At 60.9% G+C, this 25,625-nt stretch carries 23 protein-coding genes; 10 read left to right on the top strand and 13 right to left on the bottom strand.

The genetic code is table 11. The features are described from left to right. Both E5X34_RS30860 and E5X34_RS30865 read right to left on the bottom strand, forming a co-directional pair. Window positions 1-241: LLM class flavin-dependent oxidoreductase (locus E5X34_RS30860; protein WP_292572827.1), on the bottom strand; the 241-nt coding region annotated here is incomplete at its 3' end. Between the two features lie 298 nt (window positions 242-539). Further along, entirely contained in the window at window positions 540-1,172 is a 633-nt protein-coding gene (locus E5X34_RS30865) for a tyrosine-type recombinase/integrase (protein ID WP_292572830.1), read from the bottom strand. 245 nt (window positions 1,173-1,417) lie between these two features. Between E5X34_RS30865 and E5X34_RS30870 the strand changes: the two genes are divergently transcribed. Genes E5X34_RS30870 through E5X34_RS30880 form a run of 3 tightly spaced genes read left to right on the top strand, consistent with a single transcriptional unit; the run spans window position 1,418 to window position 3,682 of the window. Further along, a complete protein-coding gene (locus tag E5X34_RS30870; RefSeq protein WP_292572834.1) occupies window positions 1,418-1,792 on the top strand; it encodes a DUF2147 domain-containing protein in 375 nt (124 codons plus the stop codon). Window positions 1,793-1,805: 13 nt separating this feature from the next. After that, window positions 1,806-3,275 (top strand): deoxyribodipyrimidine photo-lyase, encoded by a 1,470-nt coding sequence (locus E5X34_RS30875; protein ID WP_292572837.1) that lies wholly within the window; start codon window positions 1,806-1,808, stop codon window positions 3,273-3,275. Continuing rightward, entirely contained in the window at window positions 3,272-3,682 is a 411-nt protein-coding gene (locus tag E5X34_RS30880; protein ID WP_292572840.1) for a DUF2177 family protein, read from the top strand. The genes E5X34_RS30875 and E5X34_RS30880 overlap by 4 nt, the downstream gene beginning before the upstream one ends. Here the strand turns inward: E5X34_RS30880 and E5X34_RS30885 are convergent. The 5 genes from E5X34_RS30885 to E5X34_RS30905 are packed head-to-tail and all read right to left on the bottom strand — an operon-like array spanning window position 3,661 to window position 7,427. After that, window positions 3,661-4,254, bottom strand: a complete 594-nt coding sequence (locus tag E5X34_RS30885) for a hypothetical protein (RefSeq protein ID WP_292572843.1) — start codon at window positions 4,252-4,254, stop codon at window positions 3,661-3,663. The two genes, E5X34_RS30880 and E5X34_RS30885, sit on opposite strands and share 22 nt — an antisense overlap. A gap of 1 nt (window position 4,255) precedes the next feature. Beyond that, window positions 4,256-5,284, bottom strand: coding sequence for a cyclopropane-fatty-acyl-phospholipid synthase family protein (locus E5X34_RS30890; RefSeq protein WP_292572846.1), 1,029 nt, complete (start codon window positions 5,282-5,284; stop codon window positions 4,256-4,258). A 2-nt stretch (window positions 5,285-5,286) separates the two neighbouring features. Beyond that, window positions 5,287-6,111 (bottom strand): DUF1295 domain-containing protein, encoded by an 825-nt coding sequence (locus E5X34_RS30895; RefSeq protein ID WP_292572849.1) that lies wholly within the window; start codon window positions 6,109-6,111, stop codon window positions 5,287-5,289. A gap of 9 nt (window positions 6,112-6,120) precedes the next feature. Next, window positions 6,121-6,774: a ChrR family anti-sigma-E factor gene (locus E5X34_RS30900; RefSeq protein ID WP_292572853.1), complete on the bottom strand. Its 654-nt coding sequence runs from the start codon at window positions 6,772-6,774 to the stop codon at window positions 6,121-6,123. Then, on the bottom strand, window positions 6,771-7,427 hold the full coding sequence (locus tag E5X34_RS30905; protein ID WP_292572857.1) for a sigma-70 family RNA polymerase sigma factor: 657 nt from the start codon (window positions 7,425-7,427) through the stop codon (window positions 6,771-6,773). The genes E5X34_RS30900 and E5X34_RS30905 overlap by 4 nt, the downstream gene beginning before the upstream one ends. A gap of 148 nt (window positions 7,428-7,575) precedes the next feature. Here E5X34_RS30905 and E5X34_RS30910 point away from each other — a divergent pair, with 148 nt between their 5' ends. The 3 genes from E5X34_RS30910 to E5X34_RS30920 are packed head-to-tail and all read left to right on the top strand — an operon-like array spanning window position 7,576 to window position 10,948. Beyond that, window positions 7,576-8,910, top strand: a complete 1,335-nt coding sequence (locus tag E5X34_RS30910; RefSeq protein ID WP_292572860.1) for an NAD(P)/FAD-dependent oxidoreductase — start codon at window positions 7,576-7,578, stop codon at window positions 8,908-8,910. Next, on the top strand, window positions 8,910-9,707 hold the full coding sequence (locus E5X34_RS30915; protein ID WP_292572863.1) for a DUF1365 domain-containing protein: 798 nt from the start codon (window positions 8,910-8,912) through the stop codon (window positions 9,705-9,707). The genes E5X34_RS30910 and E5X34_RS30915 overlap by 1 nt, the downstream gene beginning before the upstream one ends. After that, on the top strand, window positions 9,707-10,948 hold the full coding sequence (locus E5X34_RS30920) for a cyclopropane-fatty-acyl-phospholipid synthase family protein (protein WP_292572866.1): 1,242 nt from the start codon (window positions 9,707-9,709) through the stop codon (window positions 10,946-10,948). The genes E5X34_RS30915 and E5X34_RS30920 overlap by 1 nt, the downstream gene beginning before the upstream one ends. Before the next feature lie 135 nt (window positions 10,949-11,083). On the opposite strand, the gene E5X34_RS30925 is transcribed toward E5X34_RS30920, so the two are convergent. Beyond that, a complete protein-coding gene (locus tag E5X34_RS30925) occupies window positions 11,084-11,572 on the bottom strand; it encodes a TspO/MBR family protein (protein ID WP_292572869.1) in 489 nt (162 codons plus the stop codon). 314 nt (window positions 11,573-11,886) lie between these two features. Here E5X34_RS30925 and E5X34_RS30930 point away from each other — a divergent pair, with 314 nt between their 5' ends. Then, window positions 11,887-13,347: an HWE histidine kinase domain-containing protein gene (locus tag E5X34_RS30930; RefSeq protein ID WP_292572872.1), complete on the top strand. Its 1,461-nt coding sequence runs from the start codon at window positions 11,887-11,889 to the stop codon at window positions 13,345-13,347. A 409-nt stretch (window positions 13,348-13,756) separates the two neighbouring features. Here E5X34_RS30930 and E5X34_RS30935 read toward each other — a convergent pair whose 3' ends face one another. Further along, the gene (locus tag E5X34_RS30935; RefSeq protein WP_292572875.1) at window positions 13,757-14,668 is read right to left on the bottom strand and encodes a LysR substrate-binding domain-containing protein; all 912 of its coding nucleotides are present in this window, start codon (window positions 14,666-14,668) and stop codon (window positions 13,757-13,759) included. 106 nt (window positions 14,669-14,774) lie between these two features. On the opposite strand from E5X34_RS30935, the gene E5X34_RS30940 reads away from it, so the two are divergent. Continuing rightward, the gene (locus E5X34_RS30940; RefSeq protein ID WP_292572878.1) at window positions 14,775-15,920 is read left to right on the top strand and encodes an acyl-CoA dehydrogenase family protein; all 1,146 of its coding nucleotides are present in this window, start codon (window positions 14,775-14,777) and stop codon (window positions 15,918-15,920) included. Between the two features lie 286 nt (window positions 15,921-16,206). On the opposite strand, the gene E5X34_RS30945 is transcribed toward E5X34_RS30940, so the two are convergent. The 3 genes from E5X34_RS30945 to E5X34_RS30955 all read right to left on the bottom strand — a co-directional run bounded on the left by E5X34_RS30945 (window position 16,207) and on the right by E5X34_RS30955 (window position 20,025). Beyond that, on the bottom strand, window positions 16,207-17,022 hold the full coding sequence (locus E5X34_RS30945; protein ID WP_292572882.1) for a fumarylacetoacetate hydrolase family protein: 816 nt from the start codon (window positions 17,020-17,022) through the stop codon (window positions 16,207-16,209). Window positions 17,023-17,054: 32 nt separating this feature from the next. After that, a complete protein-coding gene (locus E5X34_RS30950) occupies window positions 17,055-17,987 on the bottom strand; it encodes a ketopantoate reductase family protein (protein ID WP_292572885.1) in 933 nt (310 codons plus the stop codon). Window positions 17,988-18,258: 271 nt separating this feature from the next. Continuing rightward, on the bottom strand, window positions 18,259-20,025 hold the full coding sequence (locus E5X34_RS30955) for an adenylate/guanylate cyclase domain-containing protein (RefSeq protein ID WP_292572888.1): 1,767 nt from the start codon (window positions 20,023-20,025) through the stop codon (window positions 18,259-18,261). 307 nt (window positions 20,026-20,332) lie between these two features. Here E5X34_RS30955 and E5X34_RS30960 point away from each other — a divergent pair, with 307 nt between their 5' ends. Then, window positions 20,333-22,084 carry an adenylate/guanylate cyclase domain-containing protein gene (locus E5X34_RS30960; RefSeq protein WP_292572892.1) on the top strand — a complete coding sequence of 584 codons (1,752 nt, stop codon included), beginning with the start codon at window positions 20,333-20,335 and terminating at the stop codon, window positions 22,082-22,084. Between the two features lie 1,213 nt (window positions 22,085-23,297). Here E5X34_RS30960 and E5X34_RS30965 read toward each other — a convergent pair. Continuing rightward, on the bottom strand, window positions 23,298-23,750 hold the full coding sequence (locus E5X34_RS30965; protein WP_292572895.1) for a YidB family protein: 453 nt from the start codon (window positions 23,748-23,750) through the stop codon (window positions 23,298-23,300). 725 nt (window positions 23,751-24,475) lie between these two features. Between E5X34_RS30965 and E5X34_RS30970 the strand changes: the two genes are divergently transcribed. Continuing rightward, on the top strand, window positions 24,476-24,712 hold the full coding sequence (locus tag E5X34_RS30970; protein ID WP_127249884.1) for a hypothetical protein: 237 nt from the start codon (window positions 24,476-24,478) through the stop codon (window positions 24,710-24,712). The last annotated feature ends 913 nt before the right edge of the window (window positions 24,713-25,625 follow it).

Consider the following 25,625-nt stretch of genomic DNA (forward strand, 5'->3'; position numbering starts at 1 on the left):
GGAAACGCAACCGCTCTGTCAGCGGCGCCAGGGCCGACGCGATCACCCAGGAATCCTCGCAGGACCTGCCCGTCGGCAGGAGCACGCCGTAATAGCCAAGCGTGTCGGCCGCCTGCGCCACTTGCGTCAGATAAGACAGGTCGACCGCCCGGCCCCCTTCCGAGGTGCCAAGATAGCGACTGTCGCCATGGGTCGGCAGGAACCACAGGACTTTGATGCGGTCGGGGATTTCGGCAGCCATGTCCATCCTGCTCAATGAGGCAAATCATTTTCCTACCAGTGGCGCCAGCCGCGCGCAGGCCGCTCATCAAGCATAAGTCCAGTTCACCTGTAGAGATTGTATTTTCTATTTCGCGACCAGAGGGTGAAATTTCCTTATCGAAGGACACCCAGTTTAACGCGGGGCGGCCGCAGCCGCGTATCGGAGTTGAGCGTCGTCGCGCCAAGGTCTGCTTCTGGGCCAGAGTGATGCCAGCCCGTACGTCTGAGACGAGGCGCTTAGCATCCGCGGCTCCGCTCGGAAATGGAGCCGCGTCTGGTTAGACTTCCGTAGCCTCGGCAAGTTCGAGGGCATCTTCGACGTCGACGCCGAGATACCGGACTGTGTTCTCGATTTTGGTGTGGCCCAGCAGAATCTGAACAGCGCGGAGGTTACCCGTCGTCTTGTAAATGATCGACGCTTTGGTGCGCCGCAGCGAATGCGTGCCGTATTCCTGAGGTCGAAGTCCGATCGCCTCAACCCATTCGTCCACGAGGCGAGCATACTGCCTCGTGCTCATGTGACGCTTTGGGTCGATCCTGCTCGGGAACGCATAATCGTCGACCGTGCCGCCTCGCCTCTCGAGCCATGCGAGAAGACTGGAGCGTGCATCGCTCATCAACTCGAACTGAACCGGTCTGCCTGTCTTCTGCTGCACGACCATCGCGCGAGTTCGAATTTCCGGTCCGAGAACCAAGGTGCCGATCCTGATCTTCACCAGGTCGCAGCCGCGCAACTTGCTGTCGATGGCCAGATCGAAGAGCGCTCTGTCTCGCAGACGCCGCTCTCGATCGAGAAAGAAGCGTATCGCCCATATCTGTCGAGGTTTCAGCGGGCGTTTCGTTCCGACTTTCTTGCCTGCATTCCATGCCCGGCGATCGGAGGTGGTCAGGTCGTAGCAAGAGTGTCCCATTTCGTTTCTCCTTCGGGCCATGATTGGCCACGGGAGGAATGCCTACGCACTTACTCGGTTGGAGTGGGTACCGAGAGCAGAAGGGCAGCCACTGGGGAGACTGGCTGCATATCGAATGGCATCAAGCGGTAACATTCCATGCTGACGCCACCTCCCTGTGGCGCCCGGCTTTGCGCCGCGATGATCCAAATCTGCCTCCGTGCCGTAAAACCAACAGAGCTAGGAGCAAGCGGGAAAACGGGACGATGCAAGGAACGATAGCATTCCTATGTGCCATGTTAGTGGCATCGGCTGCCCGAGCCGATGCATTCTCGGACAGCCGCGGCACATGGATCCGCGACGACGGCAACGCGAAGGTCTCGATCGCGCCATGCGGACAACAATTGTGCGCAACCAATTTGTGGATCCGTGACACCAGCAAGGGCGAGCAGGCCGGCGACAAGCTCATCATGACGTTGAAACCGACGTCACAAGGCACTTTGGCAGGTAAAGCTTACGACCCTAAACGAAACAGCACCTATTCGATGACGTTGAAGGTCACGAATGGCGGCCTGACCACGCGGGGCTGCGTAGCCGCCGGCCTGATTTGCAGAAACGTGCGCTGGACGCCGGCGAAATGACCGGCGAGAGGCAATGAGGGGAGAAACCCACGCGCCCACTATTGTGTTGTTCCGGCGCGATCTTCGCGTGGGTGACAACGCCGCGCTCGCAGCAGCGGCCGATCGCGGCGCTCCGGTCGTGGCGCTGTATGTCCTCGACGAAGAAGCCGACGATACCCGGGCTATGGGTGCGGCCAGCCGCTGGTGGCTACATCATTCGCTCGCAGCTCTCGACCATCGGCTTGGGCACGCTGGCGCCAGGCTCCACCTGACCCGCGGACCGACCTGCGAGGTTGTCGCCAAGGCGATTGCCGCGAGCGGCGCGGATTGCGTGTTCTGGAACCGGCGGTACGACCCGGCAGATGCGGCGGTCGATGCCGGACTGAAGGCAGAGCTACGCAAAAAAGGCCTGACGGCACAGAGCTTCGACGGCGCGCTGTTGCATGAACCTTCGCTTCTCAAGACCGGTTCAGGCGGGTTCTACAAAGTCTATACTCCATTCTGGAAGGCGATGGTGGACAAGGCGCATGTTCGCGATCCCATTGATCCTCCGGGATCGATCGACGGATGGCGAGGGGAACTGGACAATCTGCGCTTGAACGCGCTTGAGCTGCTGCCGACCAATCCCAACTGGGCACATGGTTTGCGCGAAACCTGGAGACCCGGAGAGGAAGGCGCGCATGCCAGGCTTCGCGAGTTCATCGAGTATGGTCTGGCTCACTATGAGCGCCAACGCGACTTTCCGAGCCAGCTATCAACATCTCGGTTATCTCCGCACCTGGCATTCGGCGAGATTACGCCATTTCAGATCTTGGCCCACCTGCGCAGGTCGAAAAGCTCGGGCGCTTCGAAGTTCCGCTCGGAGATCGGCTGGAGAGAATTCTCCTATCATCTGCTGTTTCACAATGCCGATCTTGCCAAATCCAACTTCCGGCCGGAATTCGATGCGATGCCTTGGCGAGACGACAAGCGGATGCTTCGGAGTTGGCAGCGCGGCCTAACGGGCTACCCGATTGTCGATGCCGGCATGCGCGAGTTGTGGCACACGGGCTGGATGCACAATCGCGTGCGCATGATCGTAGCGTCCTTTCTCATCAAGGATCTGATGATCGACTGGCGGCAAGGTGAAAAGTGGTTCTGGGACACGCTGGTCGACGCGGATGCCGCCAACAACGCGGCAAGCTGGCAGTGGGTGGCCGGATCCGGAGCCGATGCCGCGCCGTATTTTCGCATTTTCAACCCCGTCCTGCAGGGCGAAAAATTCGACCCTCGGGGCGAATATGTCCGTCGCCACATCCCGGAAATCGGCGCGTTGCCCGACCGCTATGTCCATCGGCCATGGGAAGCTCCGGCAGCGCTGCTGAAAGACAGCAACATCGAGCTTGGCAAGACTTACCCAAAGCCGATCGTAGACCACGGCGCTGCACGAGACAGGGCATTGATCCTCTATCAGTCCATAAAGGATGGGGCCAGAGTTTCAACCGGCGACAGGAAGGTTTCGTGATGCCATACGCCGTCGCTTACGTGACCACCCTTGTCACATTCCTGGCCATCGATGCGTTTTGGTTGATGACCATGTCGCAGCGCCTCTACCGCCGCTATCTCGGCGACATACTCGTCGACAGCTTCAATCCTCCACCCGCAGCACTGTTTTACCTGATCTACATCGCGGGCATCATCTTCTTTGCGACCACGCCGGCGTTCTCGACTGGAAAATGGACAACCGCCGCGCTCAATGGAGCGCTCTATGGGTTCTTCGCATACGCCACTTATGACCTCACCAATCAAGCCACGATCCGCGGCTGGCCGACGATCATCACGGTGGCCGATATCTGCTGGGGTTCGCTGCTCAGCGCGGTCGCCGCCGGTGTGGGGTTCTTGCTGACGCGCTACTTTCTTCGAGGCGCCTGACCACCACGCTGTTCCGAGGCGGCCATCACGCCGGACAACAACAGGCCGATGAAGACGATCAGTGTCGCGGCGCTCATGGCATTGAGGCCGACCATGGCGCTGTTGTCGGCCGCGGTGTAGCCGGCCAGCGGCTCGCCGAAGAAGCGGGCCGGGATGAAATGGGCCGCGGCGCTCAGCGCTATGACAACGAGCCCGATCGCCCGCTCCGAGGGCCTGAACAGCGCGGCGCCGATCAGCGCGCATGGAAGCAGGAATATCTCCACGCCCGAGCCGACACCGAACGCCTTGGTGCTTACGATGCCGTTTGCAACGCCCGTCAAAGCTAGCATGACGCGCGCGGCGAGCGGATGGCGTTTTGCGACGGCCGGAACGGCGAGGAAGAAGGGCGTAGAGAAGAAGGTGAGAAAAGACGGCGCGATCTTGTCCGTTCCGACAGCGGTCCAGAGATACAGTGGATAGAAGGGCTGGTTCCAGGCGACGACCAGCGCGATCCAGTTGGCCGCGCTGGTCAGAGGATCGTCATGCGCCGCATAAGCGGAGACCCGGCGCCACAGTCGCCGAAGGTCATCCATGTTAGCCGGCCGGCCGCAGCAGATAGTGGCTGACGCCCCATTCCTTTCCGCCAGCATGGCCGAACAGGCCTTCGGTAGCTAGATAGAACAGCCGCCAGCGCCGGCGCCATAGCGCTGCATCTGATCCGTAGATATCGGCGAGGATTTGGTCGATGCGCCCACGGTTCTCGTCGAAGCGCTCCAGCCATTGCCGCGCCGTGCGCGCATAGTGCACGCCGCTCCAGCGCCAGTCGCGCTCTACACTGAAGCAGTCAGGAAAATGCCCGATTAACCCGTGACTCGGCATGATGCCGCCAGTGAAGAAATGCTGCGCGATCCAGTCCGCGTCATCGCGATGGTCGAAACGGTAGGGACTGTGGCAGTGGCTGAAGACGTGGACAAAAAGCCTGCCTTCCGGTTCCAGCCAGCCGCGGATGCGCGCCAGCAGGTCGCGCCAGTTGGACATATGCTCGAACATCTCGACCGACACCACCCGGTCGAACCGGCCTTGCGGTTCGAAGGCGTTCATGTCGGCAGTTATCACTTTGACGTTGCTCAGGCCACGCGCAGCAGCTTCGCGCTCGATATGCAGGCGCTGCGGCGCGGAATTAGATACCGCGACGATACGGGCCGCCGGAAAACGCTGCGCCATCAAGAGCGTCAGCGAGCCCCAGCCGCAGCCCAGCTCGAGAATGGACTGCCCGTCACGAAGTTCGGCATGCTCGACGGTCTGCTCCAGCGCGGCGATCTCGGCCTCGGCCAAGCTCTCGTTTCCACTCAGATAGAGGCAGCAGGAATATTTGCGGTTGGGGCCGAGCGTCAGCGCAAAGAATTCGCACGGAAGTTCATAGTGCTGCTCGTTAGCGGCCACCGTGTGTTCGGCGATGGAAAACCCCACCATGTCGCTGGCAAAGCGTTTCTCCTCGATAGCGCCTGCCCTTGCCAGCCGCCGGCGCGTCTTTCCCACCAAGACGCCGATGCCGTAACGCGTGGCGCTATCGGGGATCGGCGCGCGCTCGACGGCGCGGATGGCGGTTGAGATCAGGCTCACGGTCATCTCCCTGCCCTGATGGTTGCCGCTTTCGGCGCACCCGGCCAGAAGGCGTTGACGCACGCCTGGTAGCGCCGGAACTGATCGCCGCGCGAGCGCAGCATATGTGCTTCGAGCGGCGGGATGCCCGAGACATGGACCAGCAGCCAGTACATCAGCACCGGCCCGGCAAGCGCGGCAAAGCCCCAGGGATAGACTGGCTGGGTACCGACCGCGATTGCGGCGTAAGCGATCCAGCCCAGCCATTCGAAGAAGTAGTTCGGATGCCTGGACAGGCCCCACAGGCCGATATCGCAGACCTTCCCCTTGTTAGCCGGATCGGTGCGAAAGGCCTTCAGTTGACGATCCGCGAGCGCCTCGCCGCCGACAGCCACCAGTATGATCACAATGCCGGTCAGGTCGCTGAAACCAAGTTCCGGCGCCGGATTGTGAGCCGCGGCCATGATCGCCATCACCAGCAGGAAGGCAGCCGCCGCCTGAATCTGGAGAAACCAGAACAGCCGGGATGCAAAGGCAGCACCCCACTCCTGCTTGAGTTGACTATAACGCGGGTCGTCACGGCCATCGCCAATGGTGCGCATCGCAATATGCAGACCAAGCCGGAGCGACCAAGCGAGCGCAAGGATGGCGACAAGCCATTGACGCCACTCATTGTCGGCTTCAGCGGTGGCGAAGAGCGCCGCATAGGCGCCGAAGATTCCGACCGCGAACGACCAGATCGCATCGACCCAACCAGACCTGCCGGTGCGGATCGCGATCAGCCACGCCACAGCCATGGTCAAGGCAAGACCGACCAAGGCAACGACGATGGCTGCGACGATGCCCATCTATGACGTTCAACCGCCGAACAGAGGCTGGATCAGCCTGCCAAAGAAACCGCGCAGCTTCGTGCGGCCCTCGACCGCGGCAATGCAGATGCATTCGCCGTCCTCTTCCACGATCGGCTGGTGCTGGACGTCATCATCGGCCTCGTCGAGATCCCCAGGGCCGTAGCGGCCGCGCGCATCGTGGAAAGCCCCTTTGAGCACGTGGGTGTATTCCAAGCCAACATGGGTGTGTTCCGGGAGCCTGCGACCGGCAGTAACCTTCAGGAGCATGACGTTGGCGCTGTCATCATCGGGCAGCGTCACGCGGCTCCAGCGCACGCCAGGGCCGATCCAGCGCCATGGGCCGATCCCGCAATCGTCCAGCACCTGGGGCAAACGGATGCCGATATCTGCCCGCGGCAACCTATGCCTTGGCGCCGCTGCGCCACGACCAGCCTCGTTGACGTCGATCACCGCCATCACGCGATCTAGGGCGCCGGTTTCCACAGGTTCCGGCTCGATGTCATGCAGCAACGACCCGCCCACGGCTTCGTACTCGCCTATGCGAGAGCAGCAGGCCGCGCAGCCACCGACATGGACCGCTACCACAATAGACGGGCCAGGTTCCAGCGAGCCGTTGGCGTAGCGGAACAGCGTCTCATCACTTGGATGATGCTTGATCATTTGAGGTCGTCCAGGATTTGGCGCAGCCGGCCAAGCGCCAGCCTCACGCGCGATTTGACAGTGCCGAGTGGGATGCCGGAGGTGTAAGCGATCTCTGATTGGGTTTCCTCGCCGAAGAAGGATTTCTTCAAGATGTCGGCCTGTTCGGGCGGCAGCTGCGCAATTGCGGTTCGCACCCGCTCCTCCCTCTCCGCCGCGATTATCATCTGCTCGCCCGAAACCGGATCGTCCGGTACGTCGGAGGGGTCGAAAGCCTCAGTAATCGCCGCGGACCTGCCGTCACGGCGCAGCCGGTCGATCCGCGCATTTCGGGCGATTGTGAATATCCAGGTAGATGCCCCAGCACGCGCAGGATCGAAGTAGGACGCCTTCTTCCAGACCAGCAGCATGGTTTCCTGCGCGACGTCCTCGGCGACAGACGCCGTCATTCCGCTGCGCCTGAGGAAGGCCTTAAGCCGCGGCGCATAGAAGTCGAACAAAACCGCGAAGGCTGCGCGGTCGCGCTTTGCCGCAACTGCCATCAGCAAACGGCTCGCTTCCAGCGGCGACAGAAGTTCTTGATCCGCGCGCACGGTCATCGCCAATCCGGTCTTCGCAGGATCGAAGGCGAGGATGGCTTTGTCGGCAATGAAATAATGTCCCGATGCATTCATACGTCCTTCTACGCGCGGCAACCCTTTTCGGATCACAAGCCGCGCAACGGCTGCCGAAGACGGTGATCCACAACACGCACCGCTGCGTAAAAATCGAAATTAGGGGAGGAAGGCGCACCCTTCCATAGCGAATCTGAGGGCCGAGGGCATGCATTTCGAAGCGGACAAGCCGATGGAAATTGCCGTCGTCGGCAGCGGCATTTCCGGGTTGTCCGCGGCATGGCTGCTTTCGACCCGCCACAGGGTCTCGCTGTTCGAGGCGGACCGACGTCTCGGCGGCCACAGCAACACTGTCGACGCCGGCGGCATGCCAGTCGACACCGGCTTCATCGTCTACAACGAAGTCACCTACCCCAACCTGACGGCTTTGTTCGATCATCTCGGCGTGCGCAGCAAGGCCTCCGACATGTCCTTTGCCGTCTCGCTGGATAGCGGGCGCCTGGAATATTCAGGAAGCGGGCTTGGCGGGCTGCTCGCGCAACCGTCCAATGTCGGCCGGCTGCGCTTCTGGCAAATGCTGAAAGAGCTGCTGCGCTTTTATCGCGAGGCGCCCCACGACATCGCGCGCATCGGCGAGGTCAGCCTGACTGAATATCTCGACGCCAAGGGTTATGGCGCGGCATTTCGCGAAGATCACCTCTACCCGATGGCGGCGGCGATATGGTCGACACCGGCGCTGAAGGTAGGCAGCTATCCGGCCGCCGCCTTCATCCGCTTCTGCGAGAACCATGGCCTGTTGAAATTGGTAGGACGGCCGATCTGGCGCACGGTCGATGGCGGCAGCCGCAAATATGTCGAGCGGCTGGCCAAGAGCCTGGCCGGCCGCGCGTTTGTCGGGCGCGGCGTGCGCTCAATCGCCAGGAGCGGCGATGCGGTCTGGATCACCGATATGGAGGGCGTCGTGCAGCGTTTCGACCATATCGTGGTCGCCACGCACGCCGACCAGGCGCTGCGCATGCTGTCCGATCCGAGCCACGAGGAAGGGCGGCTGCTCGGCAGTTTCGGATACAGCCGCAACGAAGCGGTGTTGCACGCGGACCCGCGTCTGATGCCACGCCGCAAGCGCGCCTGGTCGAGCTGGAACTATCTGACCGAAACCCAAGGTGAAACCCGAAAGCTATCGGTTACGTACTGGATGAACAGGCTGCAATCCCTGCCCGACGACGAACAGCTCTTCGTTACCCTCAATCCCGTCGTGGAACCGGAGATCAACATGGTTCGGCATCGCGAAATCTACGAACACCCGATCTTCGATGCCGCCGCGATCCGTGCACAGCAGAAGCTGTGGTCCCTGCAGGGCAGCCGCAAGACCTGGTTCTGCGGCGCCTACTTCGGCGCTGGTTTTCACGAAGATGGCCTGCAGGCCGGCCTTGCCGTTGCCGAGGCGTTGGGCGGCGTGCGCCGGCCCTGGAGCGTAACCAATGAATCTGGCCGTATCCACATCAGTAGCTCCGCAACGCGGCACAACCTCGCGGCAGCGTGATGCCGAAAATGCGGTCAGCCCTCTATGCCGGCAAGGTCATGCACCAGCGGCTTAAACCGCGGCGCCATCGGCTGTCTTATCGCATGTTCTTCCTTCTGCTCGACCTCGACGAGATCGGCGTTTTGAGCAAGAGGCTTCACCTGTTGTCGCACAACCGGTTCAATCTGTTCGGCTTTGCCGATGCGGATCACGGCGACGGGGCCGGCGGATCGCTGAAGGCCTACGTCGAACGTCAGCTTGAGGCGGCGGGCATCGCGAGTGGCGGTGCGATCCAGTTGCTCTCCATGCCGCGCATGCTCGGCTACGCCTTCAATCCGCTCAGCCTCTATTTCTGTTACAATCGGCACGGCGACCTGCAGGCGATTCTCTACGAGGTCAACAACACCTTCGGCCAACGCCACAGCTACCTCATCCCCGTCGGCGAGGCGCATGACGGCACCGTCAGGCAGCGTTGCGACAAACGCTTCTACGTTTCGCCTTTCATCGCAATGGGAATGGGCTATCGATTCCGGATCGGCCTCCCGGGCGAGAGCGTCGCCATCCACATCACAGGCAGCGATGGCGAAGGGCCGCTGATCGTGGCCAGCTTCTCCGGAAAGCGCCGTGACCTAACCGATGCCGTGCTCATGCGCGCGTTCCTGTCCTATCCGCTGCTGACGCTGAAGGTGATCGCCGGCATCCATTGGGAGGCGCTGCTGCTATGGGCAAAAGGCGTACGGCTCCAACAGCGCCCTGCCCCACCTCGTCATCCCGTCACCCATGTCGCCTTGCCTGATACCGAGAGAGACCGAGCCTGATGTCGCTGGATACTGAAAGCAGGGCGAAAGCCGATCCGTGGTCCGGCATAGTGGTTGGCCCGATTCTCAATCGGCTGCTCGGCCGCCTAAAGGTCGGTAAGATCGCCGTGCGCATGCCGAACGGCGCGACGCTGGACCATCAGACAGGCAGGCCCGGCCCTGAAGCGACGGTCGTGCTCTATCGCTGGCGAGCATTGCGACGTCTGCTGGCGGGCGGCGATATCGCCTTTGCCGAGGCTTACATGGACGGCGACTGGTCAAGCCCTGACCTGCCGGCACTCCTCGAACTCGTCGCGGTCAACATAGCCGAGGTCGAGCATGCCATCACCGGCCTGCTGCCCGTCCGCCTGTTCAACCGCGCACGTCATCTTCTCCGAGCCAACAGCCGTCGCGGCAGTCGGCGCAACATCGCCTTCCACTACGACCTCGGCAACGAATTCTACCGCCTGTGGCTCGATCCGAGCATGACCTATTCATCGGCGCTCTACCGGGCCAACACCGACACGCTGGAAGAGGCGCAGGAGAATAAACTCGACCGTGTCGCAGAGCTGCTGGGGGCGCCTGCGGGCGCTGAGATCCTTGAGATCGGATGCGGCTGGGGTGCGCTTGCCGCGCGGCTCGCCAAGGCGGGCGCCAGCGTCAAGGGCATCACCCTCTCAACAGAGCAACTTGCCTGTGCCAGGGACGTCGCTGAGAAGAGCGGCGTTCACGACCAAGTCAAGTTGGAGCTGCAGGACTACCGCGATTGCGGCGACGCATTCGACGGCATCGTCTCCATCGAGATGCTTGAAGCGGTGGGAGAGCAGTACTGGCCGGTCTATTTCGACAAGCTGCGGCGATTGCTGAAACCCGACGGCAAGGCGGTGCTGCAGGTGATCAGCATCGACGACAACCGCTTCGAGAGCTATCGCAGGAACCCAGACTTCATTCAGCGCTATATCTTTCCGGGCGGCATGCTGCCCACCAAGGCGCTGATCGTTGCGCACGCCCGAGCCGCGGGCTTGAAACTCGCATCGTCAGAATTTTTCGGGGAGAGCTATGCACGCACGCTTGCTGAATGGCACAGTCGCTTTCGACAGAACTCGGCTGCCGTTCTGGCCCTCGGTTTCGACCACCGTTTCCGCCGCATGTGGGAATATTACCTCGCCTATTGCGAGGTCGGGTTCAAAAACGAGATGATCGACGTGGGACTGTTCGTTTTCGAGGTTGATCAATCATGGCCAGTCCCAGGTTCAGGCTGAATTTTGGATGGCCAAACCTTCGCCGAACGCAAGCAGCGGGGCTGATATTCTATTTAACGAGATTCATGGCGAGGGCCTGAAAGCGCATAATGGAACGCGTGTAACGTTTTCGAATGGGGAACACATTGTTTCGTATCAAAGATTCAGGCGCCAAATTTCAAAGTTAAGTACGGACGCAAACGCAACCCAAACAGCCAGCGGCACCAGACATATAGCCGCCACAAGATCGATTTTGCGGAAGCAGATTGTCGTCCCCATGATCAATAGCCACTGTGGCAAGATGTTAAGCAGGCCAGCGAAGGGACTATGGAACCCAAAAAATAGCCAGGACCATAAGGCGTTCAGTGCGAGCTGAGTGAAAAAGAGAAGCAGCCCGGTCCGACGTTCACCGTGCCTCCTCCCGAGTTTCAGGATGCGCCAAACCGAACAGGCCATCAACACGTACAAGATCGTCCACACCGGGGCGAAAACCCAATTCGGAGGGTTGAACCATGGCTTAGCAAGTCCAGCGTACCAGGAGGCGAGGTTGGGATAAGTCGCCAACTGCCCCAGAATTGAGGCCGCAACCACCGGAAGTGTGGCGATGGCAACCCTGGACCACCCAGGCAACCGTCCGCGCTTCATGTCGCTCTCTTGACTATACCGCCCCCGCGTCATCGCCCAAATTTCGAATCCAGCACTTAATGGTCGTCGCTCGTACGCTCAGGATCGATGGTTGGATCATTGTACTGAGGAGATAATCGTGCGCCCCGCTAGCAGGGTCCGTGAGATCGCTTGGGGGAACGACCGGCGGAGGCCCCGCCGCGCGACCCAGCCCCACCGCCAACAGAATTTTGTCGCAGAGCACGGAAATTTTAGCAACTTCGCGCGTTTATGCGCCCATGGCAACGGGTTCCAGCTCAGCATCCTGGCCTACCGGCAATGGCGAGGTCGCCGGATTGATCCGCAATTACGTGTGGGACTCGAGCCCGCTCGGCCCGCCTCAGAGGTGGACGCCCAGCCTGCGCACCACGGTCGATCTGCTGCTGGCTTCCGAGGCCCAGATCGTGCTGTTCTGCGGGCCGGACTTCGTTGCGCTTTACAACGACGCCTACGCGCCGACCATTGGCGACAAGCATCCGCGGGCGCTCGGCCGGCCGGCGCGGGAGAACTGGGCGGAGCTGTGGGACGATCTCGAGCCGCTGCTCAGCGGCGTGCTCACCACCGGCAAGACGTTCTCGGCCAAGGACCGGCCTTTCTACATCGAGCGCTCGGGTGGGGTGGGCGAGACGGTATACTTCGACGTTTCCTATTCGGCGGTGCGGGCGCAGGACGGCTTGGTCGAGGCAGTGCTGTGCATCGTCTCGGAGACCACGGCGCGGGTGCTGGCTGCGACGCGACTGCGCGAGAGCGAGCAGCGGTTCCGGGCGCTGGTCGACGCCAGCTCCGACATGATCTACCGGATGAGCGCGGACTGGCAGGAGATGCATGAGCTGGAAGGCCACGGTTTCGTGTCGGCTGCCGAAAGGCCGACGGTCCGCTGGCGTGACGCCTATCTATTTCCCGAGGATATACCCGCCGTCCAGGCCGCGATCGACCGGGCGATCGCCGAGCGCTCGGTGTTCGAGCTGGAACACCGGGTGCGGCGCGCCGACGGGAGCGCCGGCTGGACGCTGTCGCGGGCGATCCCGATCCTCGACGACGACGGGGCGATCCTGGAATGGTTCGGCATGGCAGCCGACGTCACGGCAAGGCGCGCCAGCGACCAGCACATCCGGCTTCTGATGCGCGAGGTGAACCACCGTGTGAAGAACCAGTATGCGGTGATCCTGTCGATGATCCGCGAGACGGCCAAGCGGGCGAACGACCCGCGCCTGTTCGAGCACCAGATCCGCGAGCGCATCATGGCGCTGTCGCGCTCGCACGACCTTCTGGTAGTGAACGACTGGCGCGGCGCCAGCATGTCCGACCTGGTGCGCGAGCACCTGAAGCCCTTCGCGCATGAGGAGCGCGTGGAACTGTCGGGGCCGGAGCTGACGCTGCGCCTCAACGCCGTCCAGAATATCGGCATGGCGCTGCACGAGCTCGGCACCAACGCCACCAAATATGGGGCGCTTTCGGGCGATAAAGGCACAATCCGGGTCAGCTGGCGGGTGCCGACTGATGCGGAAGGGTGCGGCGAGTTCGAGCTGGTCTGGGAAGAGCGAACGGCGCGGGCCGCGGAGCCACTCAAGGACGAGCCGCATCTGGGCTTCGGCAGTATCGTGCTGCAGCGGGTCGTACCCACCAGCCTCTCCGGCAGCGCCTCGTTAGAACGACAGTCCGGCTTTCTGCGCTGGACGCTCTCGGCGCCGCTGGACAATGTAGTTATCGCGCCGGCAGGGCTGGATGATAGTAGCGGCGAAATAGCGCCGGCTTAAGGGCGGCACTGGCTTACGGCCTCTACCTGTTTCTAGGAAGCCCCGGTCTCTCGCATCCCGTGCCGAGAATCGACGGTGGCCAGAGACCAAAGACTTTATGTGCTGGCGCGATTACCGCAATTGGCGCAGGAGAGATGACGAGGCTCCGAAGCCATTGTCCGCTTTCAGCGGATGGCAATGGCGACCTCCACGACCAAAATGAGGCGCATTGCTGACTGGCCGATTTGGAGCCGAGAGGTGACCGTCCTCTTTCGACACAGAGAGCCAGAAAGCCGACACTTCGACCGGCGATCTAGTCGTCAGATCCAGACACTGCCGCACAGCTGCGGCATTCCTGCCAATCGGGGCCGGCGCCAAGTGTCAATTGAGGTCATGGGAGCCGGCGCACGCGCATCTTTGATAATCGGCTTCACGCGGAAGCTTGTCGCTGCATCCAGCGAAGCAGGGCTTCCAGGGCCCCGCGCCTCGGGTGCCCGGCCCGATAGACAAAGTAAAAGCCGTAGCCCGGCAGAACGATATCGCTGACTCGCAAAAGACGGCCATCGCGAAGCTCCCTTGCAACGAGCACGTCACTACACAGCCCAAGACCCTGTCCGGCCACGATCGCTTCGATCCCGTGGTGCTCTTCGTGGAATTTCAGTTGCGGTGGCCGGACGATGCCGCTAATTCGGTGGCCCGCCGCTCGGGCCGCAGTCTCCCAGTGACGCCAGGTGGGCGCACCTACGTCGGTTAGGGGCCAGCCGACCTCGACACGCGGCAGATCGAGGATCGCCTGAGGCTCGATCATGCGGACGCCTTGCTGAAGAATCGACGGCGCCGCAACGACGTGGAACGTATCGCGAAGTAGCTCCACCGCGACTCCGTCGGTCGGAGATTGCCGCGCGTAACGGATCGCAACGTCAACTTCGCCCGTGCGAAGGTTTAGTACCGTATCCGTTCCCACAAGCTCGAGCGTCGATCCCGGCGCTTCCGCTCGCCAGCTTTCCAAGCGCGGCAGCAGCCAGCGCGCGGCGAAGGCGCTGGTTGCCGTCACCCGAAGATGGCCGATAGGATTGCCCGGGGTAAGGCGGGCAAGCTCGTCCGAGATCGACAGAAAGGCGTCCCGAACAACCGGTAGAAGCTGTGCGCCCGCAGTGGTGAGCTGCAACGGCCTCGGCTGGCGCTGAAAAAGTGACTGGCCGCAATAGCGTTCCAGTAGCCGTATCTGGTGGCTGACGGCTGTAGGTGTGACAGACAGTTCCTCGGCCGCCTTCCTGAAGCTCAGAAGGCGGGCCGCGGATTCGAAGGCCTGAAGCTCTCGAAGAGGCGGAAGGCGGTGCATGCGTTGAATTCTAGATGAATTGTACTCACCTTGCCCCAAATTCTTTGCTGTTGCCCCACATCTCATCGAGTCCGATCATTCCGGCATTCTGGAAGGAGACTATTTCATGCTGGACGGACCGGTATCGACCGCTGCAACCATGATCGAAAGGTTCGAGCAGATCCGCCCTTTGCTGACAGAGCAATCCGGCCACTTTGATGCGGATCGAAGGCTGTCGGACGAGGTTTTTGCTGCCTTGAGCGAAGCGGGGTTCTTCCGCCTTCTGCTGCCAGCACAGCTGGGCGGATGCGAGCTTTCGCCCCTCGACTTTATGACCGTGGTCGAGCATGCCGCGGCAGTCGATGGAACAATCGGGTGGCTCGTCGGAAACGGAGGCGGCATTTCGCGTGCTGGCGGCTATCTGCCGTTGGAGGCCGCCAAGAAGGTGTTCGGGAAACCGTCGGCCTTCGTTGCCTCAAGCACAGGCGCGATTGGCAAGGCGGTCCGAGTTGAGGGTGGATACCGCATCACAGGCCGGTGGCCTTTTGCCAGCGGCGCGCCACACGCCACGACCTTCGCCCCGCTTTGTGAGGTGAACGAAGGCAGCGGGCGGATGGTTCTAGCGTTCTTGCCCCGAGAGGCGGTCAATCTGATCGACAAATGGCATGTGTCAGGGATGAGAGGCACCGGAAGCTGGGACTTCGAGGCAGACAACGTGTTCTTGCCAGCCGAATTCGTTTGCGACTTTCAGCCAACTCCCACCCACGCCGGTGTCGTCTATCGCCTTCCCGGCATATCCGCCTTTGTCTGGACTGTTGCCACAGTGCCGCTTGGGATCGCGAAGGGCGCAATCGACGCGCTCATCTCGTCAAGCTCCGGCCACCGTCGTCAGGGAATGACCGTCCCCATCGCAGAACGCGAACTGACACACGCAGAGATCGGGCGCTGCCTTTCGCAGTGCAGGGCGGCTGGCGCCTACATGCGGTCAGCCATGTCGGCCTTGTGCGCCTCCGTCGAACGCGAGGGCTCTGATCTGGTTGCGGCGCGGATCAACTACCGGCTTGCCTGTTCTCACGCCGCCGAAGTCGCAGTGAGCGTCGTACTGCGGGTGAACGATCTGATCGGAGCTCGGGCCCTTGCCGAGTCCCAGCCCTTCGAGAGGCGCGAACGGGACGTTCGCGCGGCGACCAAGCACATCGCCGTGAGTGCCGAGCAGTTTGTGATTGGTGGCCGCTACGCTGTTGGTGGCGATATCAGCCGCGCAAGCTTCTGACGAGCAGCGCGCGCTGGTCCCGACGTAATCCCGCCGCGTCGGTCCGGGGCGGGCCGATCTTCGGCGGAGAACAACGAGTTGCTAAAGCCATCGAACTCATCGGCAAGGAATTCGATGTCACAATGTGACTGAGCGGGATCGTCAGGGAAATGGGCCGGAAACGAACAATCTGTCTTCGGCCGGCAAGACTATAAATCGGGCAGGTCTTGCGTATCAGGCGAACGACTCTCCTCCTGGTCCGCAAGAGAGGTCAGACGGAGAAGTAGCCTGGAGTGATCGGTCTGAGCTATTTGATTCTCAACGTTATGGGCGACACGGGAATTCCGCCAAACCTTGCGCTCCATACGTCCCCTGCCTTGACAGGCATTGCCTCGGTCAGCGTTCCTGTGGTGACAAGTTCCCCTGGCCGCAGCGGTTCGCATTCCGGGCGATGCCCGATTTCTTCTGTTAGAAATTGCAGAGCTTCCAAAGGCCCGCCAAGGACATCAGTCGCGCGCCCGTGTCTTAGGTCGCCGCCCTCGTTTCCCAACTCGACTGTGAACGAATGAAGCTGTTCCTCTCGCTCAGGTTGGGAGCCAGTCAGATGAAGGCGTTCGCCCAGTATAAGAGCGCCATGAACTCCGTATGCGGCTGCCGCGTCCGCTGCTGTGAACTTCCAGTTCGCGAAGATTGAAAAGACGATCTCGAAAGCTGGCGCCACCCAATCGATACATTCCACAAGATCATCTGTTGACATGCCTGGAATTGGAGCCGACGCGAGGTGAAGGACCATTTCCGGTTCGATCCGAGGTTCTGGCATTCCGTGAAGATTGATGGACTGGTGCGCGACAGTGTCACTGACGGTCGTGTCATAAATAAAGTTCCAGATCGGAGCGGCGATGCCAAGCTGACCCCAGATCGACCGATTTGTGAAACCGATCTTGCGTCCGACAGTGCGCTCTCCAAGCTTTCGTCTCAATCGTGCGACTTCCGCCACGACATCATAGGCGGCAGCGAGATCGAATTGGGCAAAGCGTCGGGAGAACGGCTCGACCTGCCCTCCCGTCCGCCAAAGGGCGACCAATTCGTTGCTGAGCTGAGCGGTACTCCAAGTTTTGCCCATTACGTCCTTCCATAAAACGCTTAGACAACGATTCACGGAATGGAATTCTTGCGTTCGGTCCCCAGTGCATGCAGATGCAGCGCGCGAAACACCGCCGTGTGACCTGGCGTGGCGACACCCAATTTCATTCCCAGTTGATGCATGCGCCCGGAAAGCCAAGCGACCTCGATAGGTTTTCCTCTTTCGAGATCGTTGGCCATCGAGGATTTCACATGCGGAGGAAACGCGGACCACCTTGTCTCGACGCGGCCCGGGAACCCGTCGGCCATTGGATGGCCGGCCGCTGCGGCTACCGCCATCCCCTCATCGCGCAACTGTTCAATGAAGATGCGCGATTCCGGATCGGCCAGGATCGGACCGATGCCGGAGCGCATCAGCGATGTCCCTCCCGAGAAGGCACAAAGCGTTACAAACTTCTCCCAAAGCACTTCGTCGATGTCTGCGACTGGTTTGAGCTCGAGCCCGATGGCGCGATCACACAACTCCCGCAATTGCGCGATGACCGGATCATGTTGGCCGCCGACCAGGATATGAGGCAGCCCGCCGGAATGGACTACCTCTCCTGGCTTGCTTATGAAGCCGGAGAGATAAGTGGCGCCGCCGATCACCTGGTCGCGCGGCAGGTGACGACTAAGGATCTCGACGCTGTCGATGCCGTTTTGCAGCGTAACGACGCGCGTGTTGACGCCCACGAGGGGTGCGATAGATGCAGCCGCCTCCTCGCTGTCGTAGAGCTTGACAGCGAAAATCACCAGATCGACAGGCGCGATATCAACCGCCGCTTCGCTCGCGGACACACGAGCAAGAACAAAGCTGCCGAGGTCGCTCTGGATCCTCAGACCAGTCTGGAGCATTGCCGCAAGGTGCGCTCCGCGAGCAATGAAGCTCACGTCGCCCCCTGCCTGGGCTAGCCTCGCGCCAATATATCCGCCAATGCCGCCCGCTCCCATCATTGCGATCCGCATGCCGTCCCCTGGACGTCACCTGTCGCCATCAACCCGCCGAGCGTTGCTGACCGATTGGTGAGCCCAACGCATATTAGCAGTTTCTGAGTGGCGAACCAGATCGCGGGTCACTCCGGCTGAGCAGATTTCCACGACGGACATTACAAATGGATGCTCACCATCCCATCGGACCAAAGTATCTGAGGAGGATGTCTTTTGCCGACCCTTCGCCTTCGCGCCTTTCCACCTAACCGAGACCGGCGGGGTTGTCGGCTGGCATTTTCAGCCCGCACTATTCCAGGCCCGCTCGGCGCAGGCCCTCAATATACCTAGAGCGGTCTTCCGCACGGATCAGCGGATAGTATTTCTCCACCCAAGCGATGCTGATGCCCGGCTGCAGGCGTCTGCATTCGGCAAGGGCCTCCCGTGCGATTTCCAGATCGCCCGCGAGGCCCGCTGAAGCCGCGAGCGTGCGCCAGGCAGACCCGAAGTCGGGCCGAAATTGGACAGCGCGTCGCTCGGCCGTGACTGCTTCTTCATAGCGGTAAGCAACCAAATGGCACAGCCCTTCAATGGAGAAGTTCGCGGCCTGAGAATAGTCGCGGGGGCTCAATTGCCTAGCGATCTCGAGTTGGCGATAGCCTTCCTCTGCAAGTCCCGCATATCCATACGCCACGGCCAGAATAGCTCGCGCGTAGGCGAAGCTTGGGTTGCGCTGCAATGCCTCATTCAACTCTTCGACAGCCGGTCCAAAACGACGTGAGAGGGTGTAGACGTAGCCCGCCGCCATGTGCGCCCACGGGTCTTCTGGATCCAGGTCGATGGCTCGTTGTGCGACAACGAGACCATGGGACATGCCCCGCTCGTAGTCCATGTTTCCAAGCGTCACCCGCGTGGCGAAAATCCAGGCCAGCAGGCTATGCGCTCGCGCGTAGCCTGGATCGAGTTCAATGGCGCGTTTCAGTAGGTTGATGCCGGTGTCGTCGACTTGAGATACCCAGGTCCAGATAAAGGGCATGGCCCTCACCACGCAGCCCCATGCATCGAGACTTTCCGGTGGCCTGCTCTGGAGACGGAGGTTCTCAGCTGCATAGAGCTGAGGCTCGATCGCTGCGACGACATTAGCCGTGATCTCGTCCTGTAGAGCGAAAATGTCCGTGGCCGGGCGGTCGTACCGCTCCGCCCATATGTGACTGCCGCTAGCCGAGTCGATAAGCTGGCCAGTTACCCGCAATCGCTCACCCCCCTTGCGGACGCTGCCTTCAAGGACATAGCGAACACCAAGCTCTCGCGCGACCTGACGGATATCCGGCGCCCTGCCCTTGTACGCGAAGGTCGAATTGCGGGCGATGACGAAGAAGCCCCGCAGCTTGGACAGAGCCGTAATGATGTCCTCGGCGATGCCGTCGCCAAAATATTCCTGTTCGGGGTCGCCGCTCATGTTCTGGAAGGGCAGGACGGCGATCGACGGCTTGTCGGGCGGCGCCAGTCTTCCACCGGACAGATCGGGCACTGTCGACACGCTTGCGATGTGACGGTCGAAGGCCACGCGATAGACTCGCACCGGCCGTGCAATGTTTTTGAGTTCTTTGTCGCCGAGATCCTCGAATTCTTCCTTCAGCTTGTCGCGCACCTGCTCATATGCAGCACCTGACAGGTAAATACCGTTAGGTTCGGCGATACCTTCCAGACGAGCAGCAATGTTGATGCCGTCGCCCATTAGGTCACCGTCGCTCTCCTCGACTATGTCGCCGATATGGATGCCGATCCGGAACTCGATACGTCGATCAGGCGGCACTCCGGCATTGCGTTCAAGCATGGCATTCTGCACTTCGATAGCGCATCGGACGGCATCGACCACGCTACGGAACTCGACAAGGGCTCCGTCACCGGTGCGTTTCACCACGCGTCCGATGTGTACCGCGATGGTAGGATCAACCAGATCGCTGCGGAGCGCCCGCAGGCGCGCGAGAGTTCGATCTTCGTCCACGCCCGCCAGTCGGCTGTATCCCACGACATCGGCGGCCAGGATCGCCGCAAGCTTGCGGGTCTCGCTCATTTGCCCCTCCTTCCCTATCTGACATAGCACAGACTCAGGAGGGCTGCTGCATTTAGCTCCGTTCCGCCTGGGGCCGCTTCGGGTCTGAACTGCGACACAAAGGCGATGTGTCCTGCCAGGAGGGCAAGGTCGGGCTGCCTGAGTGACAAGTATGCCGATCGTCTATACGTAACGGCGGCTCTCTGGCTAAACGCGACCTCTAGCGAGCTCGCCGGTTATTGGCGCCGGCACTGCACGCTCGCATTGGAGGTAGGACTAGACTACGCTCGCCAGTCGGAGCGATCTATGGGAGAGCCGGGACACGAGCATGGAGCGACGCCTCACCGCAATCCTTGCTGCCGACGTCGTCGGCTACAGCCGTCTCATGGGAGCCGACGAGGCTGGTACGCTTGCGCATCTGAAGAGGCTTCGCGCCGAAGTGATCGAGCGCAAGATCACAGAGTCGCGCGGACGCATCGTCGGTTCGGCTGGCGACAGCCTTCTTGTCGAATTCGCCAGCGCAGTCCACGCGGTGCAGTGTGCGGTCGAAGCCCAGGAGGGATTGGCGGCTCACAATGCAAATTTGCCCGAAGACAAGCGCATGACTTTCCGCATGGGCGTGAATTTGGGCGATGTGATTGTACAGGACGATACGATTTACGGTGATGGTGTGAACATCGCCGCGCGGCTCGAGAAGCTTGCAGAACCTGGCGGCGTCTGCATCGCGAGCAACGTCTACGAGCAGGTCAAAGGCAAACTGGATTATGCCTACAACGACCTCGGCAGCCATCAGGTCCACAACATCGTGGAGGCGGTGCGAGCCTATCGGGTCAGTCGAGCGAAACCCGCTTCGCTATCCTCCACAAGGGTTGCTCTGACGCTTCCCGAAAAACCGTCCATCGCGGTCTTGCCATTCGACAACATGAGTGGCGACCCCGAGCAGGGCTACTTCGCTGACGGTATGGTCGAAGAGATCATCACCGCGCTATCCCGGACGCGCTGGCTGTTCGTCATCGCGCGCAACTCGAGCTTTACCTACAAGGGCCGGGCGGTGGACATCAAGCAGGTCGGACGCGAGCTTGGTGTGCGCTACGTTCTTGAAGGGAGCGTGCGCAAAGCGCGGAACAGAGTTCGTATCACCGGGCAGCTTATCGACGCGACAACGGGAGCACATCTATGGGCCGACCGTTTCGACGGCGGGCTGGAGGACGTTTTTGACTTGCAGGAGGAAGTGGCCCGGAGCGTCGTCGGAGCGATAGCTCCGAAGCTGGAACAGGCAGAGATCGAGCGGGCCAAGCGCAAGCCGACCGAGCATCTTGACGCTTACGACTACTATCTGCGCGGGATAGCAAGCCTCCATCAGTTGACCAGGGAATCTACCGCAAACGCCCTTAAGTTGTTTTACAAAGCCATCGAACTCGACCCTGAATTCGCCTCGGCATACGGCATGGCCGCGTTCTGTGCCGTCATGCGCAAGGCGAATGGCTGGATGGCCGATCGTGAGCAGGAAACGGTCGAAACAGAACGCCTGGCTCTGAAGGCAGTGGATTTGGGCAAGGATGACGCGGTTGCGCTCTCACTCGGCGGTACCGCACTCGCCTTCGTCGTGGGCGACAACAATAGCGGGGCAGCGTTCATTGACCGCGCGCTTGCGCTCAACCCGAACCTGGCTACTACGTGGCTATTCAGCGGCTGGGTCAGGGCGGACCTCGGCGATACGGAAACCGCCGTCCAGCACCTCGCGACTGCGATACGCATGAGCCCGGTCGACCCGCTCATGTTCGACATGCAGAATGCGCTTGCAGTGGCTCATCTCTTCGCTGGTCGATTTGAGGAGGCATCATCCTGGGCCGAAAGGTCGTTACAGGAAAAGCCGGACTTTTTGGGGTCATTGCGCTATGCGGCTGCAAGCTATGCTCATGCTGGCCGAGCCGAGGAAGCGCAAAAGGTGGTGAGCCGAATTCTCGCCCTCAATCCCGGCCAACGAATTTCCAATCTGGCCGATGTCATGCCGACCTGCCGTCCGGCCGATTTGGCTCTGCTTGTAGAAGGCTTGCGAAAGGCGGGCCTGCCGGAATAGCGCTGTCGGGCTGGCGCATGACAGCGAGTCGGGAACGCATCGGGATCGCGAAAGACAGCCCCGCGGGTTGCGTTGGCCCGGCACAAGTCGCCGCAGGACGCCGTACAAAGCGATCCGCGTCATGTAAGGTGAGAGGTCCTGATCCCAACTCGTCGCCTGGGCCGGCGATTGGGGCGCCACCTTGCTCGAAATCGAGCCAGTCGGCGATCCTTGGGACTAGGCAACGGCTGCTTCGCAAGACAACGGCTGATCGTCGTTTTCGACACCACCACCACCTCCTAGTCGCTCGGCAATGTCCGCTTTGAGGAAGCTGCGAAGCCGACCTCTATGGCCGAGATGGGGCGCAAAGCAGCCATGTCGTCTTTGGGGCCGGGAGCGGACAAGCAGCTTTCAACTCCAGGCGGAGCGGAAGCGGACATCAGTATCGGGGCGAAGACTCTCGGCGACTTTGTTGGTGCCAGTCCGCTTTGGCGCTCCTTCAGCGCTTCGCCTGGGCCGCGCCATCTCGTGTTCGGAATGCGCGCGGCTCGAGCGTCAAGTAAACAGCGACCAAAAGAATCGGAGCCGGTGCAGATCATAGGTTTAGCTGCGGCCCAATTTCACCTTAGTCATCCTTGTAGTGTTCCTTCGGATCACCCATGCCCAAAAATATTCCCCCCCCCCGGCAACAAGGCTGGAAGTGCATAGCGCATTCCATCAGAGTCGGGTGAGGTAATTTGGCCCGCCGCCAAGCGAAAGTGTCCACATCCCTCCAAGCAGCGGGCCGTCGAAGTCGAGGGGCCATGTTCGTGACACAGGACTGATCGACCAAGACGGCCTTTACTCTGCTAGCCGTTCGAATTGCTCTCAATATCAAGGGTTACTGTGCAGCCTGGATTAGCGCCTAATGTCGATCACAAAAGTGGCCCTTTATGTAATGAAAAGCCCACCACCGGAGCACAGTGGTGGGCCTGACATGGCACTAGGAATGGAGAGCCGATCTGAGGGACGTTGGATCGGCCGCCCGACACCGAACTTCGAGATGCGCCTCGTGTTCCAGCCTAATCGCCCTCGGGCTGCTACGGTGCTGTCGATTTCCTTCTCGACACGTTGTTCTGGTTTGAATACCGGGCGACCCCTGGTACATCTTCTGGTGAGCACTGCTTGGCGCCTGGCGGGCGGCTGTGCGCTGTGGCGGAGGCAGTTCGGACGACACACCTCGACTAATGGCCGACTAGGCCCCGGTACGTGGCGGCACCCGATCAAGAAGAGTAATGTCCTCCGAGCCTGCAGCGGGCATTTCGCCATTCGGAGTCAACTTGTTGATCGCCTCAGGCAAATCACGCGTTATCCTGGCGATCAGTTCATCCCGGGACAAGCCGGTCTGCATTGAAAGCGAAGTCAGCGTTTCATCGTCGATCGCCGTCTCGACCTCTTTCGGCTCGATGGGTTGGTTCGGGCCGCGGCTGACCCAGGAATCCACCTTAGACCCGGCTCCCGCATTCCTGAATCGCTCGACGATATCGCCAAGCGCTGTCCCGGAAACGCCTTTGGATAGTTGGTCCAGTATGCCGCCCTGCGGATTGTTCGGATCGCGACTCCCGCGCAGCAATTCCCCGATTTTGTCGCGATTTTGGTAGGCGAGCACGCCTAATATGGCCACAGCCAATCTGCCCAGATTTGCCATTGATCATCCTCCCAGCAATCACAGGGAAGCAGTTGTGGGCGGAAAGGTTCCGTAGCGGACGAAAAGTAGCCGGCAGCGTGTTGGAGGAAGATCGGCGGCATATCAGCTTCATTGGCTACGCAGCCAATTGCCTATGATTGAGCCGCTGCCCCGGATATATCGTTCTACACAATCCTCAATTGGTGGACTCCCGCGATATATCAGCAGCTAGTGTGTTCCGCCGTCAGGCCAGAAGGAGGGCAATGCCTGCGGAATCCGGGAGGAAACGATGACTGCAAAAAAAGAAGACTACCGCACGAACAGAGCTGACTATCTGCTTGCCGCGAAGGTCGAGCGACCGCTGATGATGATCGCAATGAGTCACTGGCAAGGGAGATGTGCCAAAAGGACTGGCGCTTAGCCGCGTTGGCCGCAAATCCCTGTAACAGCCTGCCGGAACCGAGGAAGCCAAGCCGCCCGCTTCTGTAAGAGCGGAAACTCGCCTATTTGGGTAAGGCGTCCAGCCCTTCCGCCGCTCCGGCGTCAGAGCATGGTTTGTGAACTGCAAGTTCCGATCATCGCGGCCAGCGGCGCGGCATTCGTTGCAATAGATGATCTCGATCACCAATGAAGGCAGGGCTGGCCCGGCCCGAACCGCCTGGCCAATGAGGCGACGTTGAGACCGCCCCATGGAACAATTTCTGGGCGCTCGGCATTGTTTGTCGAATTCAACGGAGGGCCAGCCAATGTCCATCATTGAAAGCATCACCGGCATCTTCTCATCGAAGGAAGAGCCGAAAAAGGGGCGTGCAAGAAAGGCCGCTGCGCCGAAGAATGCAGCTCCGAAGAAAGCCGCTGTTAAAGCGTCCGCTGCCAAGAAAGCCGGTGCCGCACCGGCGATGTCAGCCCACTCGAAAGACTCTGCCTCAAAGGGTAAGTCAGGGCAGCGCAAGGCGGCCGCCAAAAAGAAGGCAGTCCACTGACGGAAGAACCCCGCGAAAGCGGGGTTTCTTTTACAGAACCGCCACCGGTTAACTCCACAGGATCTCGGCCCGGCGCCTGCTTTCAGGCAATTCACCCTACGAAGGCGCCGTATCCCCCCAAGACGGCTGACTAGCCGGGCCTGTTCCCTCAATCTGGGTTGCAGAGAGGCCGGGCTATTGGGGAACTTATCGCATAAGTGCAATCTCTTCATATCCGTAAGCCGGAGGCCTCCCGACACAAAGTCGTTCGCGCCGCTTCTTTGGAGGCGCAGCGTCCGTCTCCTCCCCGAATGCAAGGACTTCGCTCCTGCCGTTGAACCTCCACGTCCCACGAACGTTGAGCGCGACCAAGACCTATTGCCAGGGAGTGCAAATGACCAAACCGATCGAGAGCTGGAACGATACGTACGAACCAGTTGAGCTTGCCCAGAAATACGGTCTAACAATCGGGCAGGCTAAGATCGCCATCAGCTCCAACGGCCCTTCGAGACATGGCTGCGAAGTGGGAGCGGAGGCTTTCCGGAATGCCTTGAAGATCCGGACCGGGCGGAAACCTTCACGTCATCGTTCCGCCGGTCCAAATCCCCGGGCAGGTTGACCCAAACTCCATCAATCGGTGCGGCCGCCTTGTTGGTGGATAGTTGCTTCAAGCACGGCCTGATACGCTGCCGGTATCTTCCTCGATTTCGCTGCTGTTGATGCCGTCTGCCACCGCCTTCGCGGTGAGTGCCGCGGTCTGGCCAGTCGTCGTTCAGTGGCTCTCGGCCGCCGCCGGCGGCTACCTCACCGGACGTTTGCGAACGAAATGGGTCAACATTCACAGAGGTCTATTTCCGCGATACGGCACATGACTTTTTGGTCGACCGTGAACAATCCGAGCCCTAAGCGGCGACCGGCTTCGGCCGGATTTGAA

It is taken from the genome of Mesorhizobium sp., assembly GCF_004963255.1.
Lineage (GTDB): Bacteria > Pseudomonadota > Alphaproteobacteria > Rhizobiales > Rhizobiaceae > Mesorhizobium.